Below are 19,757 nucleotides of genomic sequence, written 5' to 3'. Positions count from 1 at the left end.
CGATATAAAGCACATGGATCCCTATCAGATTGTACAATTTAATATTCCCACTACCATCCGGTTTGGCTGTGGGGCTGTGCAAGAATTGCCGGCCTACCTGCGGCAGCACCAGCTGCAGCGCCCTTTGCTGGTCACCGATCCGGTAATTGCCCAGTTGCCGTTTTTCAAGGCAATCGCATCCGGCCTTGATGCGCAGGGCATTCGTGTAGAGGTCTTTGCAGCCATTCACAAAAACCCCGTGAAATCAGACGTATATAAAGGTACGGCCGTATGGGATGATACGGATAGGGATGCAATTGTAGGTATCGGGGGCGGCGCGGCATTGGACGTGGCCAGGGCCATCGCACTGCGGGTGAATCATCGGGAAGATCTGTTCAAGTATGACGACCTCATCGGCGGCGATGTGTATGTGACGGGCGATGTGCCGCATTTCATCACCATACCCACCACGGCCGGCACCGGCAGTGAAGTGGGCAGAAGTGCCATCATCGCTGATGACGAAACTCATCAGAAGCGTATCCTCTTTTCCCCGAAGCTGATGGCCAAAGTCGTATTTGCCGATCCGCTGCTTACCATGGAACTACCTCCGCATGTCACTGCGGCGACGGGCATGGACGCACTCACCCACAATATGGAGGCCTTTCTCGCCAAAAATCCGAACCCCATATGTGATGGGATAGCTTTGGAAGGAATACGCCTGATTGCCCGGTCGCTGGAGAAGGCGGTCACAGAGCCCGATGAAACAGTACGGAGCAATATGCTCGTGGCTTCCATGATGGGAGCTATTGCCTTTCAGAAAGGGTTGGGCGTGGTACATTCCTTGGCGCATCCACTGTCATCACTTTTGGATACGCACCACGGCCTGGCCAATGCGGTAAACCTACCGTATGGCATGGCATTCAATATCGCTGGCAACGAGCAGCAGTTTAGACGGATGGCGCGTGCTATGGAGCTGACCGATGAGACAGGCAATGGCGTAGTACATTATCTCACCGAACTCAACGAACGGATTCAGATACCGAGCCGATTGTCGGCCATCGGTGTACTGCCCGATCACTTGGATACTTTGGCCGATATGGCCATTGCCGATTTTGCGCATCCCAATAACCCGAAGCCTGTGAGCCGTGATGATTTCAGGGCCTTATACGAAAAAGCGCTATGAGCAAGCTCACGATCGGGATGACGGATGGCAGGATGTACGCTGGCTATGCCGAATGGGTGGCAGGTGTCCGGGATGACGTGGTGATCATGCCGTTGAGCTACACACGGGATAACTTGATGGACGTAAACCGTTGCCACGGTGTGGTGTTTACCGGCGGGGAAGATGTGCATCCGTCCCGCTATGGCAAGCCCGAGTTTCTGGAATATTGTGTGCCCGCTGATTTTGATGAGCGGCGGGACGAATTTGAGCTGGAACTCATGCATCAGGTGCAGGCCAAGCAGTTGCCCGTATTGGGTATCTGCCGGGGACTCCAGTTGGCCAATGTGTACTTCGGCGGCACGCTGATACCGGACATCCCCACATGGGGCAAGTTCAACCACGCCAAGTTGCCCGGAGGAGGCGAACGGGATCACGCGATCCGTGTGGATCCCCATTCGTTGCTGTTTGCTATTACGGGCCACAAAGATGGATGGGTGAACAGCTTGCATCACCAAAGTGCTGACCGGATTGGAGAAGGTCTTGCAGCAGCCGCCTTATCGGATGATGGCATCGTTGAAGCGCTGGAACGAAAGGAAACCGGCATGGATCCTTTTTTACTGCTCGTGCAATGGCACCCCGAACGGATGGACGATGCCCGTAACCCATTCATGGGCGCTATCCGCGAACGGTTCATCAATGAAGTAAAAAATCACATCATAGCTTATGAAAATCATTAACCCGGCTACCGAAGAAGTGCTGGCGGTGCTCCAAGATGATACAGCCGATTCACTGGCAGCGAAATTTGATCGGCTGGCGGCTGCGCAGTCGTCGTGGGCGGCCGAGCCACTTTCCGTGCGGATAGGTGTCATGGAGCGATTCATGGTGCTGCTGGAACAGGATAAGTCCACGCTGGCAGCTACGCTGACCGCTGAAATGGGGAAGCCCCTTACCCAAGCATTAAACGAAATCAAGGGGGCTATCGCGCGCATAAAATGGCTGAGCGGGCATGCCGCGAAATACTTGGCCGATGAACGGATGGATGATGGGGGAGGCACCCTTGAAGAGCGCATCAGCTATGAACCATTGGGCGTTGTATGCAACATTTCGGCCTGGAACTATCCTTATTTGGTGGGTGTAAATGTATTTGTACCTGCATTGCTGGCGGGCAATGCGGTATTATACAAGCCATCGGAGTTTACAACGAATACTGGTCTCCGGATTGCCGAGCTACTGAAAGCGGCCGGTGTGCCCGAAGAAGTCTTTCAAGTTGCCATCGGAGCGGGTGATGTGGGCAAACACTTGCTGGGGCTATCGTTTGATGGGTATTTTTTTACGGGATCCTACGCCACGGGGCGATATATCCATGAGCAGGTGGCATCCAAGCTGGTGCCCTGCCAGTTGGAATTGGGGGGCAAGGATCCCATATATGTCACAGATGATGTACAAGATGTGGCTGCCGTGGCAGCGGCTACAGCGGATGGTGCGTTTTACAACAATGGGCAGAGCTGCTGTTCCGTGGAGCGGATCTACGTACACAAGACGATATATGATGCCTATGTAGCGGCATTCGTGGAGCAGGTAAAGGCCTGGAAAATAGGCGACCCCACCACCGAAGAAGATGTTTATTTCGGCCCGTTGGCGAGGAAGGATCAGCTTTCTGTATTGGCAACACAGGTAGCAGATGCCGTCGAGAAGGGAGCTACACTGCTGACGGGGGGTAAGCAACTGGAAGGGCGCGGGTATTATTTCGAACCCACCGTGTTGGTCAATGTAAACCACGATATGCTGGTCATGAAAGCAGAAAGTTTCGGCCCCATCATCGGCATCATGCAGGTCGATAATGACGAGGAGGCCGTGGCACTCATGCAAGACACGGCATATGGGCTGACGGCAGGGGTGTATACGCCCGACGGGGAACGGGCGACATCCATCCTACGACGGATGGATGTAGGCTCTGCTTACTGGAATTGCTGCGACCGGGTCAGTGCCGCCCTGCCATGGAGCGGGAGGCGGCATTCCGGGATAGGGGTCACGTTATCACACCAAGGGATAAGGGCATTCACCAAAACGAAAGCTTGGCACTTGAGGGGATGATGCTGCGCCTTCACCGGCTTTTGGCCGTTCTCATGAATTTCAAATAACTAACTATATAAAATGCCATGAAAAGAAGAAATTTTATCAAACTTTCAGGTTTAGGCCTTGGGGGCATGATGCTATCATCAGTTCCCATACTGGGCAACGCGGTTTCACCGGAATCCTTCTTGGATAGCGGAATGGACGTTGCCTTAAAAAAGCGCTTGGCCGATGCGGCCTTGAATGCCGCTAAGTCAAAGGGCGCGAGCTACACCGATATCCGGATAGGCAGGTACCTGAACCAATATGTGGTTACCCGCGAAGACAAGGTGCAAAATGTGGTCAATACGGAATCCTTTGGCGTGGGTATACGGGTGATCGCCGATGGGTGCTGGGGTTTTGCGGCCGTTGTAGATGCCAAGAGCGAAGCAGACACCGCTGCGGCGGCAGCAGAAGCGGTAGCCATAGCAAAAGCCAACGCTAAACTTATGAAACGTCCGGTGATTTTAGCGCCCCAACAAGGTTATGGCGAGGTAAGTTGGAAAGCACCCATCCAACGAAACGCTTTTGAAGTGACCATTGAGGAGAAAGTTGATTTGCTCCTCGGCGTTAATGACGCTGCGATAAAAAACGGAGCCAATTACGTCAATTCCATGCTGTTCATGGTCAATGAACAAAAATATTTCGCCTCATCGGATGGATCCTACATTGATCAGGACATTCACCGTATGTGGCCCGTTTTCATGGTGACGACCATCGATGCCAAAACCGGGAAATTCGAAACCCGGCAATCGCTTAGTGCACCGGTAGGCATGGGGTATGAATACTTACAGGCCAATCCGGCGGATAAGGTCGCAGGCATTACGACCAGGTACAACAAAGGCTATGATATGCTTGAAGATGTGATTGCAGCTGCCAAGCAAACCAAGGAAAAAATTGGTGCCAAGTCAGTGGAAGCGGGTAAATATGACCTTATCCTGGATCCGTCTCACCTTTGGCTGACCATACACGAGTCCATTGGGCATGCAACCGAGTTAGACCGCGTTTTGGGATATGAAGCCAATTTTGCAGGCACATCATTTGCAACACTGGACAAACTGCAATCCAAGGCATTCAATTATGGAAGCCCACAGGTCAATGTCGTCGCGGATAAAACCCAAGTGGGATCGTTAGGTGCCGTCGGATGGGACGATGAAGGCGTGAAAACAAAGCAGTGGGATCTGATTAAAGACGGGATATTGGTAAATTACCAAGCAATCCGTGATCAGGCACATATCATCGGTGAAAAAGAATCCCATGGCTGCTGTTATGCGGATAGCTGGTCTTCTGTACAATTCCAACGGATGCCCAATGTATCCCTATCTCCCGGTGTAGGGCCCCTTTCGGTGGAAGAGCTCATCAAAGATGTCAAAAGAGGTATCTATATCATCGGGGATGGGTCATTTTCCATCGATCAGCAACGCTACAATTTTCAGTTTGGCGGTCAATTGTTCTATGAAATCCAAGATGGGCAAATCATCGGTATGCTCAAAGACGTGGCATACCAATCAAACACGCAAGAGTTTTGGAACTCGTGCGTAAAGGTATGCGACGAACGTGACTATCGTTTGGGAGGCTCATTTTTTGATGGAAAAGGGCAGCCTTCGCAGGTCAGCGCAGTGTCCCACGGCAGTTCTACGGCGCGTTTTAATGGGGTGAATGTCATTAACACTGCGCGGAAAGTATAAGTTTAAAAATCCTTAACTCGAAAACATCATGTCTGTCATATTAACTGAAGCAGAAGCCAGAACATTATTGCAAAAAGTCCTTAGCTATTCCAAAGCAGATGAATGTGAAGCCAATCTGCTGGGCGAAATAAGAGGGAATATCCGTTATGCCCTGAACGAAGTATCCACCAGCGGTTCTTTAATCAATCAGAATTTAGCTGTTCAATCCGCATTTGGTAAAAAAGTAGGGGTCGCCACTATCGATGAGTTTGACGAAGCCTCCCTTGAAAAAGTCGTCCGTCGTTCTGAAGAACTTGCCTTGTTGGCTCCGGAAAATCCTGAATACATGGGTGTCCTGGAACCCCAGCAATACGTAGAATCGACTGGTTATTTTGAATCGACGGCCAAGATAACCCCTGAAACACGGGCAGTGGCCGTGGGAAAAAGCCTTGAATTGTCAGATAGTGAAAAACTAACGGCGGCAGGGTTCCTGGAAAATCACAATGGATATTCCGCAATGATGAATTCCAAGGGGCTTTTTGCCTATTACCCAAGCACAAACGTTAATTTTTCATTGACCGCCCGTACAGAAGACGGCACCGGATCGGGTTACGTGATCAAGGGCTATCATGATTTTGATAAGCTGGATGTTGCGGCTGCCACTAAAATTGCGGCACAAAAAGCACAAGGTTCGGTCGGCGCACGTGCCCTGGAACCGGGGAAATATACCGTCATACTGGAGCCCGCCGCCGCCGCGGTTTTATTGGAAAACCTTTATTTCGCCATGGATGCACGTTCTGCTGATGAAGGCCGATCCTTTTTTAGCAACCCTGGAGGGAAAACGAAAATTGGAGAAATCATTGTAGACGAACGGGTCACCATCTATTCCGATCCCGCGCACACTGATTTGCCCGCTTCTCCATGGTCAGGTGATGGGCAAGTGCAGAAAAAAACGATGTGGATAGAAAAGGGGGTAGTTAAAAACCTCTCTTATTCCCGTTATTGGGCCCAGCAAAAGGGAGTCAGCCCACTTCCTTCTCCCAATAATATGATCATGGAAGGTGGAACCGCCACATTAGAAGAGCTGATCAGCAATACGGAACGGGGGATCCTGGTGACCAAACTTTGGTACATTCGCCCCGTTGATCCCCAGACCTTATTGCTGACCGGCCTTACAAGGGACGGGACGTTTTACATCGAAAACGGTGAGATCAGGTATGCGGTCAAGAACTTCCGTTTCAATGAAAGCCCGGTAATTATGTTGAACAACCTTGATACCATGGGTTTACCCGAACGCACCGTCAGCACGGAATCCAACGTCAGTTATATCGTTCCTCCCCTTAAAATCAGGGAATTTACGTTTACTTCGCTTTCTGACGCGATATAAGAGATCCAGTGACTGCATGCAACTGCCCGCATGCAGCGGCTATTCCTTCACCAAACTGTGTCCTCCGTGTCGCATGAATGCCCTGTGCCTTTAGTTGTTCAACGAATGTTGAGACCTTGCTTGCCTCTGGCTGCCGATAGGATGGATCCGCGCCAAAAGCCGTGTTGTAACGAATCACATTTACATGGAAAAGCTCGGGCCGGCAACGGCGTTTTACCAATGCTATCAATGCGTTGAGGTGGTCGGTTGTGTCATTTACATGGTCAATAAGTAAGTAGGCGAGGTAAACTTTGCGATGGTGGTTCATGACATGACGGTCAAGGATAGTTAGGTTTTCGGCCAACGGGAATTTTCTTTCCAACGGTATCAACTGCGCACGTTGCTCCGGAAATGGTGAATGCACGGAAAGGGTTATGTTTACCTGCGGATGCTTTTGGGTCAGCTGTTCCAGGTTAGGGGCATGCCCAACGGTCGATACAGTCAGTCGACGCGGGGAAATGCCACCATGACCTTTAGCTATCATTGTGTCGATGGCCATAAAGACATCTGGGTTAGCCAATGCCTCACCCATGCCCATAAATGCAATGCTGTCGGGCAATTGTTTTTGCCAATATGGATGGAATACCTGTGCACAGATTTCGTCACATGTGAGATTTTTCATTAGTCCCATTGCACCAGTAGCGCAAAATGTACATCCCAGCCCGCAGCCTGCCTGCGAAGAAATACACATGGATGTCCATCCGGCTCGGTAGTGTGAGCGTACCGTTTCGATACGAGCACCCAATTGGGTTTCGAACAATACTTTTTCTACTTGCTTTGAAGCTTGTGAGGTAGCAATTTTAAGGGGTAATGGTGTTGGCCCGAAACGGGTAGATAGATTTTTCCTGATGGGTTTGGGAAGCTCCACCATATCGTCAAAGTTTTGAATACCTTGCTGTAAGGATTGCATAAGCTGTCGATAACGGAAAGCAGGATAACCTGCTTGACGCAAATACGCTTGGATGTTGGCTAAAATGCCTACGTTTGGTGGATTGGGATACATAGCAACTGTTTTTTTAAAGGTCATTATCGATTTTATATTAATGATTAATCCAGTGAAATCATGCGCTCGACACGGATTTGTTGTAGGAAATGGTCATCGTGGGACACCACGATGACAGTTCCTTCATATTCATTGATGGCGGCGGTTAATATTTCGATGTTCTGGATGTCCAGGTTATTCGTCGGCTCGTCCAGCACAATGATGTCCGGCGATTGGTTGCCAATAGTCAAGCAGCAAAGCATCAGCCGCATTTTTTCCCCGCCGCTCAATGCCCCACAGGGTTTATCCCAATCTGCTTTCGGAAATAGAAACCGGTTGAGCCTGATTTTTATTTCATGTTCCTGCAGGGCCGTGGCATTGAATCGCTGAGCCAGTTCGTAAACACGAGATCGATTGTCGATCAATGAATAATCCTGGTCAATATACACCGTCCGGCCAGTTGCCCGGGAAATGCTTCCTATTGCAGGTTCCAACTCACCCAGTATAAGTTTTATGAGGGTGGTTTTACCCGACCCATTTGGGCCGTTTAGCGCTATCCGCTCACCGCTTGTTAGTTGAAAACTTAAATTTTCTTGCCATAGCCATTGATGACCATAGTGGTAATTGATAGCAACGGCCGAGCATAGCACTTTGCCTTTGTGCAAGGAAGTGTTATCAAAGCCAAATCGCATTTTGTCCAGATCGGGCAATCCCGAACGAAGCTCGTGAAGCTCCTGCGTGATGCTTCCAATTCTTTCGGCATGCACGCCTTTGATTTTGGAAGTACTTTTTTCCGCGCTGTTCCTGAGCGTGTTCATCATAATGCGGGCAACGCCGGCCTTCTCCTGCTTCTGTTTACCCCGTGCGTCCAGCTTCTGCTGTCGTTCCAGCGTTTCCCGCTCTTTTTCCTTTGCTTTCCGTAGCGCTTTTTCTTTGCTTCTGATGTCCTGGCTCAACGCGTTGCTTGCATGCTCTTTCTGTTCGGCATAAAAATCATAATTGCCGCCATAAACGGTGATACCCTGCTTGCCTAATTCACAGACCGTGTCCAAGAGGCTTAATAGCTTCCGGTCATGGCTGACGATGAGCAACGTGCTGGAAGTGGTGCGGATAAAATGATAAAGCAATTGCCTCCCAGCCCGATCCAAATGATTGCTGGGTTCGTCCAGCAAAATCAAGGTGGGCCGATGGACGATGATCCCTGCAAGAAAAACCCTCGTTTTCTGTCCTCCGCTTAAGGTTTCCATCTTTTGCGCCAAGTCTACGCCCGTTAGTTGCCAATACGCAAGGGCCTCGTCACAACGTTCCCCAACCGTCCAGTCGTCATCCAATAGCTCCATGTTTTCTTCGGTAGCGTTGCCATTGAGGATCTCCTGTAAGGCACCCAACTTATCAGCTACCCGCAATGCTTGTGCTACGGTCATCTGATTGTACTGCCCGAAAACTTGAGGCACATAGTAGGGTTCCGTATCCAAAGACAGCCGTCCTCCGGCGGGTTGTAGTTCGCCTGCAATGATTTTTAGGAGCGTGGACTTACCGAAGCCATTGTTGCCAATTAAAGCTACTTTGTCGTGATTATTTACATAAAGATTGATGTTGTCAAACAGCAGATCTTTATTGGGATGAATGTATGATAGGTGTTGAAGAATAAGCATAATTTCTTTCTATGAACGATCAATAACTATCGCCGACCACCGTGGGGTCCGCTGGTTAATTTTGTCCGAAAGAAATGATATCTTACATAAAGGAATTTTATCTGTGCTGCAAAAATAAGTAAATTATTCCTTTTTTCACAACTGCTTATTTTCTCTTGTGCCGATGCCGGCCTCACCGATATATTCAAAAGTGGAAAAGACATGTCCGGCCAGCAAACAAATCCGGCACGTCAGGTGTTTTTGATGAAAACACCGATTACCATGAAGGCGCTTGTTCAAATCAATGTGGTCTTTTCGAGCATCCTGTTATTAGGTGTGGTGGCAGAATGTGCTGCCCAGGATACTAATCAACGTGAACGGGATAAAAGGGTAGCAATCTTTTTGGAAGAAAGCCGGCAACGGTGGCACGATCTCAATGTGCCCTACGAAGATGGTCAGGTGTTGCACGATCTTATCGTGGCGAATAATTATCAGTCAGCATTGGAAATAGGCACTTCTACGGGACATTCCACCATCTGGATAGCTTGGGCGCTCAGCAAAACAGGGGGCAAACTGGTCACCATCGAAATCGATGAAAACCGGCAAAAACAGGCGATAGAAAACATCAAAGCAGTCGGATTAGCCGATGTGGTAGACTTCAGACTGGGCGATGCACACCAGCTGGTCAAAACCGTGGAGGGACCTTTGGATTTTGCCTTTTCGGATGCGGATAAAGATTGGTATATCCAATATTTCCGGGATACAGACCCCAAGCTCAAGAGCGGGGGCCGTTTCGCTGCCCACAATGTGCTTCAAAACATTAGTGGAATACGGGAATATATGGAGTTCGTCAATAATCTTTCCGGTTATGAAACGGTGGTCGAGCGGTCGAGCGGTTCGGGCATCGCCATTAGCCAGAAAAAATAGGCCTGGTTTATCGTTTTTATGTATGCCTGCCAATGTAACAGTAAAATTTGTTGGATATTACTGGTATTTATAGTAGGTTAGCATCCCATGCGAATGACGAGTAGTTTATTACCAAGTGGCATCTTTTTTATTCTGATATGTTATTATTTTTGGAGTTGTTCTGGCGAAGTAGAAAGTGACGGTGATCCCAGAAGACCTTCTTTTGCCCCGATAGTTGGGATTGATTTTTATGAAGTGCGGCGGTCATTTGACAATGGATTGGCCTATGATTCTATTGGCTTCGTGCAGGAGCCTGAGTGGCATATCAAGTTTACCCGCGAGGACGCCGTCCAAATCTATGTGCCGGGCAGCGATTCCTCCTTTAACTTTCAGATTACCCATGATCACGATTCATTCTTTCATTTTGCAAGGGAGAGCTGGAAGGTGGTCGACTTGCATCCGGATAGCATCATGCTTCAGCGCCTAAGCCTCGATGGGCTTAAAGTGAATAAGATACGCTCCAATGTCTATATGCGGTTTTATTCAAAGGACTACCTTAGCCAATTGAAGACACCGTTGGCCGAACTGCGTAAGCCGCATAGGTACGACACCTTGTTTGTACAAAAAATGGTGCAGCGGGCCAATCGGAATCCTGAAAGTGTAGACAGTTCATATTCTTCCAAAAATTATCCCAAGTTGGTCAGCACAAGCCCAATGCTGGAGATCAAGCGCAAACAATATGATAGCCTTGAAATGATGAATCAGTCGTCGGCTTACGAATACCTGTACCCGGAATATGACATTGTCATCCATAAGGCGTATAAAGATTTTAGTTATACCTTCTCGATGTTGGTAGGGCCGGATGGAAAATTGCATTTAGGCAAGTTTTTCGTGATGCCCGAATTCGAGGAATCCAGACGGAGAGTCCTTTCCGGTGTCATTGATGTCTATCTTCAGAACCTTTTGGACATCACGCCGGCTAGTACCTTGGGTCTACCGCATAGCAGCGTGGTCTACCTACGGGTGCAGGGCAAGACGTCATAAAAGATCAGGGATATGATGCATGCGGTTCGGTACGGGATGCTTTTTGCATTGGCCATTTTCCTCTGGGCGATGGCCGAATGGCTGATTGGCCTCCATGACCGATATATCCGTTATTACGAATACCTGTCTTATTTCTTTGCTATACCATCGGTCTACATCATTTATCGAGGTATTTATGATGGCGTTGATTGGTCTGATGGCCGGGTGGGTTTTCGGAAAGCCTTTGAAAGAGGGCTAGGCATCACGTTGGTCGTCATGCTTTTATGTCCTTTGGTGTGGTATGTCTTCTGTACGTTTATCAATCCCGCTTTTTTAAGTAATATGGAACGTTTTTCCGTTGAAAACAAGGGGATGCAAGCCGCGCTGGCCGCACAGCGATTTTCATTGCCGGTATACGTGTTGATAGCCTCCCTATCTACAACGCTAGTCGGCATCGTAATTTCTTTGGTTATCGCCATCATCGCCGCACAGCAGAAAAGGTAAAACAAAACCTGCTTTATTTCCGTTTCCTTAAGTGGGTGGGTGCCGATACAGCGGGGTGTCCTGAGGGAAGCAACGTCGCCTTCTGTATTTATAGCGGATTCTGTATTTTAGCGGACACAAAAATCGGATAGCCATGTTTGACAAATTAGTTGAGGCTCGTCAGAAAGCCGAGGAAATCAAGAAGCGGTTGGACAATATTACCGTGATAGGGGAAGCCGAAGGAGGGCTAATCAAGGTTGTCGCCACGGCCAACAAGGAAGTCACTGAAGTGAACATTGATCAGGTATTCCTATCCAATGCCGGCAAAGAAGAACTGGAAGAACTGCTTGCCATAGCCATCAACCATGCCATGCGGCAAGCGGACAACATCAGCCAGACGGAGATGCAAGCGGCCACCAAAGACATGCTGGGCGGGCTTGGTGGATTGTTTGGCCAATCCTAACGCATTTATCAATCATTAATCAACAAGCATAATCATGAAAGCAATTTATTATGGACACTCCAGCGTAGCACTCCATTTGGATGCCACGACCGTACTGTTCGATCCCTTCATCAGCCCGAACCCGAAAGCCGAGAAAATCGACATCAAGAGCTTAAAACCAGATTACATTATCCTAAGCCATGCACATGAAGACCATGTGGCAGACGTGGCGGCTATACAGAAAAATAGTGGTGCCAAGGTAATGGCTGTGGTAGAAACGGCAATGTGGGCTAATCGCCAAGGTATCCCGGAACCGGACATTATCCCGTTCAATTTTGGTGGTACCGTGCAGACAGATTTTGGAAGCGTCAAGATGGTGTACGCTTTACATACCAATGCTGCTCCTGATGGGCAATACGCCGGTGTCCCGGCAGGTTATGTGCTCCGAAGCGGTGGAAAAAAGATATACTTCGCCGGAGATACCGGATTGACAATGGAGATGAAACTGCTGGAGCACGTGGGGCTTGATTGGGCTTTTTTACCAATTGGCGGGCATTTTACCATGGACGTAGACGACGCCATTGTAGCCAGCCAGTTCATCAATTGCAAAAACATCATTGGTATCCATTATAATACCTTCCCGCCCATTGCCATTGACACGGAAGCGGCCAAGCAGCAATTTGCAGATGCGGGGCTCAACCTTTATTTACTAGGCATAGGTGATGAGCTAGTGCTCTAATATTATATTAATAAGCTTTATATTGAGGGCAAATTAGATGTAAGCCCATCACGCAGAAGGGGCTGTCTAAAAAGGCAGCCTCTTTTTATTTTGTCGGACTTGGTGTTGACTTGGGCGGATATTTCGGGTTGGGATTATTTTCTATGCGGCCTGTCCAATCCTGGTGTTGTTATTCCACCATAGCGGATATATCCTTACGTAGGCCGGGTTAAAGGGGTTGTCCGGGCCGTTGTTTTCACTGTTTTTGGCCTTTGCCGCCATTTTCCTCAGGTTGTGCCCGATGGCCATGAGGGCAAACTCGATACCGACACCCGCGAGTCCTTTCAGGGTGAACCTGTTGAAGTTGTTGTTGCTTTTGAGCTGTGCGAAAGCGGCCTCCGGTTCGATGGGCCTTTTGCTCCGGTGCATCAGCCCGCGCTGGGATGTCAGCAGCTCCCGTGCTTTGTTCCTCAGTTCATTCAGCCTGTGGTTGACCATGATTATGCGGTCCTCCCCGCTGTCATGGCACATCCCCCGCAGCGGGCAGCCTTCGCACCTTTTTGCACGGTAAAAACTTATCTGCGACACATACCCGTTGCCGCTTACCTTTTTGCCCTGTCTGTACTTCTCCATCCGCTGTCCCATCGGGCATACATAGAAGTCTTCTTCCTTGTTGTAGAACAGGTTCGGCTGCAGAAACGGGTTGTTCCTGTGGCTTCGTTTCTGCTCCCTGTGGAAGTAATTGTATTTGACGAATGCCGTTATGCCCCTGGTTTCCAGCAGCTCGTAGTTTTCCTCGCTGCCGTATCCCGAATCGGCCACCACCTCTTTGCCCGGTGTGCCGTATTGCTGCCCGAAACCCTCCAGGTGGCCTTCCAGCGTGGTGGTGTCACCCGCCGTTTGGTGGATGCTGCAATGGGTGATGAACTGCTGCTCGGTACTGATCTGCGCATTGTAGGCCGGTTTCAGCTGCCCGTTCTGCATGTGGTCATCCTTGAGCCGCATGAAGGTGGCATCCGTATCGGTTTTGCTGTAGCTGTTGCGATCCCCGAGTGTTTCCAGCTGCTGTTCATACTTCTCAAGACGCGGGAGATGTTCTTCCTGTAGTTTCCTGAGCTGCTTTTGGGTGGTTTTCCCCGTGTCTTTCAGTTTATTGTTGAGCTCCGAGAGCTTCTCCTTCAGTTCCCTGCTGTCGATGGGCTTTGCCGTGCCGGGGTTGTTCATCGTCGAACCGTCAGCCTTGATCTGGCATTCGATATCGGCCAGCACCGAGGCGATCTTCGCTTCCAGCTTCGCCTTGTTCTTCTCCACCGAACCCTTCCATACGAACGTATAGCGGCCCGCCGCCGACTCGATCTTCGTGCCGTCTATGTACTGGATATCCAGACTGACATAGCCCAGTTCCTGCAGCATCCGTACCACATCCGCAAAAAGCGTTTGGATATGCCCCTTCAGCCGCTTGCCCCGGAAATAATTGATCGTCCGGAAATCCGGCGTGCTATTGCCCGACAACCACATGAAATGGATGTTCTCCTGTAGGGCTTTCTCTATCTTCCTGCATGAATAAATGTTGCTCAGGTAGCTGTAAAACAACACCTTAACCAACATCCTCGGATGAAAACTCGTCGCGCCCCCTCCCTTATACTGCGATATGAGGTGGGAAATGTCCAGTCCGTCAACAACCTGGTTAACGAGACGAACAGGATGGTCAGATGGTATCCTGTCGAAAATATCTTCCCGAAAAAGGCCCGGACTGTTGGACGGAAGCGGTTTGAATAGTATGTTTGCCATGTTGTTTGGGTGCACCTAAAGATAACAAATCTTCAGGACAAACAATAAAAATCCCCGCCTTATCGACGGGGATTTTCTTCAACGGGACTTTTTAGACAGCCCCTTCTGCGTGATAAGGTGATTTTGGATTTATTGTGCAGCGTGGTTGATGTGGTATTGTACCAAATCATCGATCGGTGAACGAACGATTCGGCCTACCGTCATACCATAATGAATGGCTTTTTCTTCCAATACATTGCGGAAATTGTATCCTACCGAACCAATACAGTTAAAGGTATAGCTTTGGTAGTCTGGATAGTGGGATACGAGGTTGCGGAAAAAGTCATCAAAAGAAGTTTGTACAATACCGCGTGCATAATTGATGTTCACAGTGACGTCATATACAAATTTGCTGAAGCTCGCACAAAAACGGTTTGCCAACGGTTTTGTATATACGGCATCCATTACTTCATCAGGCGTCAGTTTATAAGTATCCCAGAATATTTCGCGTACATCTTCGGGCATATATCCGCGGATATAGTCGGTGAGCAATTTTTTGCCAATATAACAACCACTGCCCTCGTCGCCCAAAATATAGGCAGCCGAATCGATATTTTGTACGATTTCTTTGCCATTATATATACACGTGTTGGTACCTGTACCCAAGATTGCTGCAAACCCAGCTTGGTCACCAAGCAAAGCCCTTGCAGCAGCCAACAAATCATGGCCTACAAATACGTGGGAATTGACAAATACCTGTTTGAGTGCTTCGACTACCACACTGGCTTTTTCTTCATTGTGTACGCCAGCGCCATAGTAATTTACTTCCGCTATTTGGTCATACGGTAAATCTTTTGGGAGTCCCTTTTTGAGCGAATTTACGATGTATTCGCTATTCACGAAATACGGGTTGTAGCCTTCTGTGTTAAAATACACTTTTTTTCCAGCGTTATCCAGCAAGCACCAATTGGTTTTGGTTGATCCTCCGTCTGCAATAATAATCATTTGTTGGGTCTTAGTTCGTTGGTATTTTTTAGTTAAATGATGTCCATCCAAAATTGTACGCGCCGAAAATACAGTTTTCCCTGAAAAAAAAAGATTATCGTCCTGCTTATTTCAAAAATCTTTTACTGTCGGCTTAATAAATTACGCTTTAATGACCACCTTCGGTATTAATATTTTCGATATCGTATCCCTGCTTCTTGAGTATGCCTGATACTTTCCAGGCAAAGAATGCCAAATAAGCAAAACAGGCTACCGGAACCCAGTATGACAAATGGATATTATGCAAGACATCGGCAATGCTGCCTTGTAATGGAGGGATAATGGCCCCGCCCAGAATCATCATGATGAGTAGCGCTGACCCCTGGCTGGTATACTTTCCAAGGCCCGTGATGCTGAGCGCGAAGATACTTGGCCACATGATAGAACAGACGAGCCCCCCGCTTATGAAGGCGAATATGCCGATTTTCCCATCGGTATGCAGGCCAATTAACATGGTCATAATACCCAGAATGCCCAGTGCCATCAGTAGTTTTGCTGGTTTTGCCTGCGCCCAGAAATTGGCGGCTATCATGACAGCGATGCAGATTGCATAAATATATAAATCGGATACATCGCGGCCACTGATGCGGTTTACTGTTAATATTGCCGCAAAGGCCAGGTAAGGAACGGCGACACTCAGTAGCGTGCGCATACGCTTGCTCATCTTAAAAACGGTGACGGCTCCCATCCAGCGGCCAATCATCAGGCTTCCCCAATATAGGGAAATGAAATGTGAAATCTGGGATTCGTCGTACCCCCCGAATTCAGGGGTCTTTAATAAGGCACCAAGGTTGCTTTGTATCGTTACTTCTACGCCTACGTAGACGAAAATAGCCAACATTCCTAAAGTAAGTTGCGGATATTTCATCGCTCCCCAACCGCTGCCATCTTTTTGCGCGGCATTGTTTGAGCGAAACAAGATGGTGACTACCATGAGCAAAGCGATGACGAGTAGCGCCAATGTGCTGCCATGTCCGAAGCTTTCCGGGAGTGTAAAACCGATGATGATCAATACGAGCAGTGAAATCGAAATGGCCAGCAACGCTTTGGTGAGTTTATTGCTGCGTTCAGGTTCTTCATCGGAAGTAACCCTGGGCATGTTTTTGATGGCAAAAAATCCAGCAACCAGTAGAAATACGCCAGCGAGGATGATGTATAAAATGTTGATGGAGCTAATAGGTGCATTGGCTACTTGGTCCGGTGTAGCGACCACGGTACCAAACAGGATAAGTGTGATGATGATAGGGCCGATGGTGGTGCCAAATGAATTGATCCCGCCAGCGAGGCTTAGGCGGTGCGCACCAGTAGCCGGATCTCCCAATGCTACCGCAAAGGGGTTTGCGGCCGTCTGTTGCAATGAAAATCCTAAAGCAATCACAAAGAAGGCCATCAATATGAAAATATATTGTGTGCTGTTTACGGCAGGAATCATGCCGACCGCGCCGACCACCGATATCAGTAGCCCATAGATGATGCCTTTTTTATACCCTATCCGGTTTAGGAAATCATATCCCACGCGGCTTGAGTAGAGGTACAGCAATAAGGAACCAATGTAGTAGGCGCCGTAAAATGATGAATCGATCAATTGTGATTCAAATTGCGTAAGGTTGAAATGCGATTTACAGAATGGAATAAATACGCCGTTGGCCCCAGCCAAAAATCCCCAAAAGAAAAATACCATCGTCAACGAATACAGTGCTGACGCATAGTTTTTATTGGATGCAGTTGTCATATATTAATAAGGTAAGCCGAAAATTTCGACTAACATAGGGGTTTTGCCAGCAATAATTCAAACTTTTTGAGTATTTTTATGTTATCACCTATACGAATTCATTTCACCCAATTGATAGACAGCATATTACTTTTTGTATCTATAGGGCGTGCGTCTGATGGCATAGGTGAGGGTGTTGCTTTTGGTTGGCGTTTTTTATTTTTAAATATTTTTTGAAAATCCAAATGTATTCCTTTACTTTGCGCTGTATTCTCAAAATTTATCCTAACACTTCATCGAAAATCTTTGATTTCTGAAGACCAAAATGCTGAATCATTGTTATTTAAAGATGCGCGGTTGGCGAGGTGGATAAATTTCTGTGTAAAACAGCAAAATCCTTATTTATTATAAAAATCCTTATATTATTATATTTTAGTTGATGAATATTAATGAATTGAACGCGAAGCTCGTATCCGAACTTCGTGAGATAGCGAGGCTAATTGGCATTCCAGATGCAGATAAACTTCGAAAACAAGAGCTGGTTAGCAAGATTGTAGAAACAGGTGAAGAGGAGGCCAGGAAGGCCTCGCAAGAAGAAGCCGAGGCTGCCAATGAAGAGAAAGAAGTGGACGATAGGCCGCGGAAACGTGTACGTACGGTGAAAGCCGTAGAACCCATCAGTGTCAGAAGCACAAAGGAAGAGTATTCAAGCGAGGTGCGGGAAAGCGCTGTGCCAGCAACCAACGAATCTCGCGTGGATCAATCCCAAGCACAGAAACCAACCAACGGAAGCAAAATCGAGGGGCCTACGACAAGCCTTGATTTTGATAATGTCATCGTGAATGAAGGCGTATTGGAAATCATGCCCGATGGCTATGGTTTTCTTCGTTCGTCCGATTACAACTACCTGACTTCTCCCGATGATATTTATGTTTCGCAGTCCCAAATTAAACTTTTTGGACTTAAAACAGGCGATACCGTCCGTGGGAGCATCCGCCCTCCGAAAGAAGGTGAAAAATATTTTCCTCTGGTAAGGGTAGAGGCCATCAATGGGCAAAATCCTGCAGACGTACGTGATCGCGTGCCTTTCGATTTCCTTACCCCGTTGTTTCCCACGGAGCGTTTGAAACTCTTTACAGGCACGGGTAATCACTCCACCCGAATCATGGATTTATTTACACCTATCGGTAAAGGACAACGCGGCTTGATCGTGGCCCAGCCTAAAACCGGTAAGACCATGTTGCTCAAAGATGTGGCCAATGCTATTGCCAAGAATCACCCCGAGGTCTACCTGATTATTCTCTTAATTGACGAGCGTCCGGAAGAGGTAACGGATATGGCGCGGAGCGTAAGGGCGGAAGTGGTATCCTCTACCTTTGACGAACCTGCCGAAAGACACGTTAAAATCGCCAACATCGTGTTGGAAAAAGCGAAACGTATGGTCGAGTGTGGGCACGATGTGGTCATCTTATTGGATTCCATCACGCGTTTGGCACGTGCCTACAACACGGTAGCACCAGCTTCGGGAAAAATCTTATCGGGTGGTGTGGATGCCAATGCACTTCACAAACCTAAACGTTTCTTTGGCGCGGCGCGTAATATTGAACACGGCGGATCGCTGACGATATTAGCCACAGCTTTGATTGATACCGGATCCAAAATGGACGAGGTGATTTTCGAAGAATTCAAGGGAACTGGCAATATGGAGCTGCAATTGGATCGCAAACTGTCCAACAAACGGATATTCCCAGCTATTGATCTTATCGCGTCAAGTACACGTAGGGACGATTTGCTCAATGACCGTGAAACCCTTCAGCGGATATGGGTATTGCGCAACCACCTTGCGGATATGAATTCGACCGAGGCGATGGAATTCCTGTTGGCTCAAATGCGGGGAACTAAATCCAACGAAGAGTTCCTGATCAGTATGAACGGTTAAACATACTAATGGCTGTAGCACCACAACATGTTACAGCCATCCACCATGAAAAAGCACCTGCCCAACTTCATTACCTGCCTGAATCTTTTCAGTGGTTGTGTTGGGGTTTCGTATGCGTTGGATGGCCAGCCTGAGGTGGCGGCATATTGTGTCATTCTATCGGGGATTTTCGATTTTTTTGATGGGTTGGTAGCGCGTGCATTACATGTAAAATCGCCCATGGGCAAAGAGCTGGATTCATTGGCAGATGTGGTGAGCTTCGGTCTTATACCCGGATCTGTACTCTACCACATGCTACATGTGGCGCTTCCGGCAAGTGGTTATTTTCCGTATCTTGGATTTATAGTCACGATATTTTCAGCGCTCCGCCTGGCCAAATTTAATATCGATGAGCGCCAATCAACTGATTTTGTTGGACTCAATACCCCAATGAATGCATTTTATGTGATATCGCTGCCATTTATCGGGACATCTTACAGCGATATCGTTTACCATCCTGTTTTTTTAATAAGCAGCATCGTGGTGACGAACCTGTTGCTGGTAAGCAATATCCGATTATTTTCCTTGAAATTAGATTCGTTGTCTTGGCAGAAGAATCGCTGGAAATTCATTTTTATTATTTTGAGCGCAGTATTGGTTGGTTTACTTAACTTTGCGGCTGTCCCGGCAGTGCTGGTACTGTATTTTTTATTTTCTTATATCCATTTTAAGCAAACGGCATGAAATCTCCGTAAATAGCTTGGTTTCACAAGTTTTTGC

General features: G+C 48.0%; 16 protein-coding genes and 1 pseudogene. 12 read left to right on the top strand and 5 right to left on the bottom strand.

Features of this window, described 5'->3' with window-relative positions:
• The first annotated feature begins 13 nt into the window (after positions 1-13).
• The 5 genes from BMW65_RS16310 (at position 14) to BMW65_RS16290 (ending at position 6,307) form a co-directional block, all read left to right on the top strand.
• On the top strand, positions 14-1,162 hold the full coding sequence (locus tag BMW65_RS16310) for an iron-containing alcohol dehydrogenase (RefSeq protein ID WP_090606992.1): 1,149 nt from the start codon (positions 14-16) through the stop codon (positions 1,160-1,162).
• Complete coding sequence (locus BMW65_RS16305; RefSeq protein ID WP_090606990.1) at positions 1,159-1,878, top strand: gamma-glutamyl-gamma-aminobutyrate hydrolase family protein; 720 nt, start codon at positions 1,159-1,161, stop codon at positions 1,876-1,878. The genes BMW65_RS16310 and BMW65_RS16305 overlap by 4 nt, the downstream gene beginning before the upstream one ends.
• Positions 1,865-3,235 (top strand): aldehyde dehydrogenase family protein, encoded by a 1,371-nt coding sequence (locus tag BMW65_RS16300; protein ID WP_090606989.1) that lies wholly within the window; start codon positions 1,865-1,867, stop codon positions 3,233-3,235. Before BMW65_RS16305 ends, BMW65_RS16300 begins: the two co-directional genes overlap by 14 nt.
• Before the next feature lie 65 nt (positions 3,236-3,300).
• Entirely contained in the window at positions 3,301-4,941 is a 1,641-nt protein-coding gene (locus tag BMW65_RS16295) for a TldD/PmbA family protein (RefSeq protein ID WP_090606987.1), read from the top strand.
• 28 nt (positions 4,942-4,969) lie between these two features.
• A complete protein-coding gene (locus BMW65_RS16290; RefSeq protein WP_090606986.1) occupies positions 4,970-6,307 on the top strand; it encodes a TldD/PmbA family protein in 1,338 nt (445 codons plus the stop codon).
• Here the strand turns inward: BMW65_RS16290 and BMW65_RS16285 are convergent.
• On the bottom strand, positions 6,282-7,373 hold the full coding sequence (locus tag BMW65_RS16285) for a radical SAM protein (RefSeq protein ID WP_177181165.1): 1,092 nt from the start codon (positions 7,371-7,373) through the stop codon (positions 6,282-6,284). The genes BMW65_RS16290 and BMW65_RS16285 overlap by 26 nt on opposite strands.
• A gap of 20 nt (positions 7,374-7,393) precedes the next feature.
• Positions 7,394-8,983, bottom strand: coding sequence for a ribosomal protection-like ABC-F family protein (gene abc-f / locus BMW65_RS16280; protein ID WP_090606984.1), 1,590 nt, complete (start codon positions 8,981-8,983; stop codon positions 7,394-7,396).
• Positions 8,984-9,184: 201 nt separating this feature from the next.
• Between abc-f and BMW65_RS16275 the strand changes: the two genes are divergently transcribed.
• From BMW65_RS16275 to BMW65_RS16255, 5 genes are all read left to right on the top strand, one after another.
• Positions 9,185-9,889, top strand: a complete 705-nt coding sequence (locus tag BMW65_RS16275; RefSeq protein ID WP_245747666.1) for an O-methyltransferase — start codon at positions 9,185-9,187, stop codon at positions 9,887-9,889.
• 93 nt (positions 9,890-9,982) lie between these two features.
• A complete protein-coding gene (locus BMW65_RS16270) occupies positions 9,983-10,912 on the top strand; it encodes a hypothetical protein (RefSeq protein ID WP_143053909.1) in 930 nt (309 codons plus the stop codon).
• A 12-nt stretch (positions 10,913-10,924) separates the two neighbouring features.
• Positions 10,925-11,395 carry a DUF4199 domain-containing protein gene (locus BMW65_RS16265; RefSeq protein WP_090606982.1) on the top strand — a complete coding sequence of 157 codons (471 nt, stop codon included), beginning with the start codon at positions 10,925-10,927 and terminating at the stop codon, positions 11,393-11,395.
• Positions 11,396-11,528: 133 nt separating this feature from the next.
• The gene (locus tag BMW65_RS16260) at positions 11,529-11,837 is read left to right on the top strand and encodes a YbaB/EbfC family nucleoid-associated protein (protein ID WP_090606980.1); all 309 of its coding nucleotides are present in this window, start codon (positions 11,529-11,531) and stop codon (positions 11,835-11,837) included.
• A 34-nt stretch (positions 11,838-11,871) separates the two neighbouring features.
• Positions 11,872-12,555: a metal-dependent hydrolase gene (locus tag BMW65_RS16255; protein WP_090606979.1), complete on the top strand. Its 684-nt coding sequence runs from the start codon at positions 11,872-11,874 to the stop codon at positions 12,553-12,555.
• 249 nt (positions 12,556-12,804) lie between these two features.
• Here BMW65_RS16255 and BMW65_RS16250 read toward each other — a convergent pair.
• The 3 genes and pseudogenes from BMW65_RS16250 to BMW65_RS16240 form a co-directional block, all read right to left on the bottom strand.
• A pseudogene (locus BMW65_RS16250) lies at positions 12,805-14,325 on the bottom strand (IS1182 family transposase); the annotation flags it as partial.
• Between the two features lie 129 nt (positions 14,326-14,454).
• Positions 14,455-15,309 (bottom strand): N-acetylglucosamine kinase, encoded by an 855-nt coding sequence (locus tag BMW65_RS16245; RefSeq protein ID WP_090606977.1) that lies wholly within the window; start codon positions 15,307-15,309, stop codon positions 14,455-14,457.
• 148 nt (positions 15,310-15,457) lie between these two features.
• A complete protein-coding gene (locus tag BMW65_RS16240) occupies positions 15,458-17,080 on the bottom strand; it encodes an MFS transporter (RefSeq protein ID WP_090606976.1) in 1,623 nt (540 codons plus the stop codon).
• Positions 17,081-17,498: 418 nt separating this feature from the next.
• On the opposite strand from BMW65_RS16240, the gene rho reads away from it, so the two are divergent.
• Both rho and pssA read left to right on the top strand, forming a co-directional pair.
• Positions 17,499-18,998 carry a transcription termination factor Rho gene (gene rho, locus BMW65_RS16235; RefSeq protein ID WP_090606974.1) on the top strand — a complete coding sequence of 500 codons (1,500 nt, stop codon included), beginning with the start codon at positions 17,499-17,501 and terminating at the stop codon, positions 18,996-18,998.
• Between the two features lie 45 nt (positions 18,999-19,043).
• Positions 19,044-19,721, top strand: a complete 678-nt coding sequence (gene pssA / locus BMW65_RS16230) for a CDP-diacylglycerol--serine O-phosphatidyltransferase (RefSeq protein ID WP_090606973.1) — start codon at positions 19,044-19,046, stop codon at positions 19,719-19,721.
• The last annotated feature ends 36 nt before the right edge of the window (positions 19,722-19,757 follow it).

The organism is Parapedobacter koreensis (genome assembly GCF_900109365.1).
Lineage (GTDB): Bacteria > Bacteroidota > Bacteroidia > Sphingobacteriales > Sphingobacteriaceae > Parapedobacter > Parapedobacter koreensis.
Note: the sequence above shows the minus strand (reverse complement) of the source record. Positions and strands in the feature narration are given on the sequence as shown.

Bases quoted from the DNA above. Each gene is read 5' to 3' on its own strand.
- BMW65_RS16255 (WP_090606979.1), top strand. From the start codon at position 11,872: ATGAAAGCAATTTATTATGGACACTCCAGCGTAGCACTCCATTTGGAT.
- BMW65_RS16240 (WP_090606976.1), bottom strand. From the start codon at position 17,080: ATGACAACTGCATCCAATAAAAACTATGCGTCAGCACTGTATTCGTTG.
- BMW65_RS16260 (WP_090606980.1), top strand. From the start codon at position 11,529: ATGTTTGACAAATTAGTTGAGGCTCGTCAGAAAGCCGAGGAAATCAAG.
- BMW65_RS16290 (WP_090606986.1), top strand. From the start codon at position 4,970: ATGTCTGTCATATTAACTGAAGCAGAAGCCAGAACATTATTGCAAAAA.
- BMW65_RS16295 (WP_090606987.1), top strand. From the start codon at position 3,301: ATGAAAAGAAGAAATTTTATCAAACTTTCAGGTTTAGGCCTTGGGGGC.
- pssA (WP_090606973.1), top strand. From the start codon at position 19,044: ATGAAAAAGCACCTGCCCAACTTCATTACCTGCCTGAATCTTTTCAGT.
- BMW65_RS16310 (WP_090606992.1), top strand. From the start codon at position 14: ATGGATCCCTATCAGATTGTACAATTTAATATTCCCACTACCATCCGG.
- BMW65_RS16245 (WP_090606977.1), bottom strand. From the start codon at position 15,309: ATGATTATTATTGCAGACGGAGGATCAACCAAAACCAATTGGTGCTTG.
- BMW65_RS16265 (WP_090606982.1), top strand. From the start codon at position 10,925: ATGATGCATGCGGTTCGGTACGGGATGCTTTTTGCATTGGCCATTTTC.
- BMW65_RS16285 (WP_177181165.1), bottom strand. From the start codon at position 7,373: ATGACCTTTAAAAAAACAGTTGCTATGTATCCCAATCCACCAAACGTA.
- abc-f (WP_090606984.1), bottom strand. From the start codon at position 8,983: ATGCTTATTCTTCAACACCTATCATACATTCATCCCAATAAAGATCTG.
- rho (WP_090606974.1), top strand. From the start codon at position 17,499: ATGAATATTAATGAATTGAACGCGAAGCTCGTATCCGAACTTCGTGAG.
- BMW65_RS16305 (WP_090606990.1), top strand. From the start codon at position 1,159: ATGAGCAAGCTCACGATCGGGATGACGGATGGCAGGATGTACGCTGGC.
- BMW65_RS16270 (WP_143053909.1), top strand. From the start codon at position 9,983: ATGACGAGTAGTTTATTACCAAGTGGCATCTTTTTTATTCTGATATGT.
- BMW65_RS16300 (WP_090606989.1), top strand. From the start codon at position 1,865: ATGAAAATCATTAACCCGGCTACCGAAGAAGTGCTGGCGGTGCTCCAA.
- BMW65_RS16275 (WP_245747666.1), top strand. From the start codon at position 9,185: ATGTCCGGCCAGCAAACAAATCCGGCACGTCAGGTGTTTTTGATGAAA.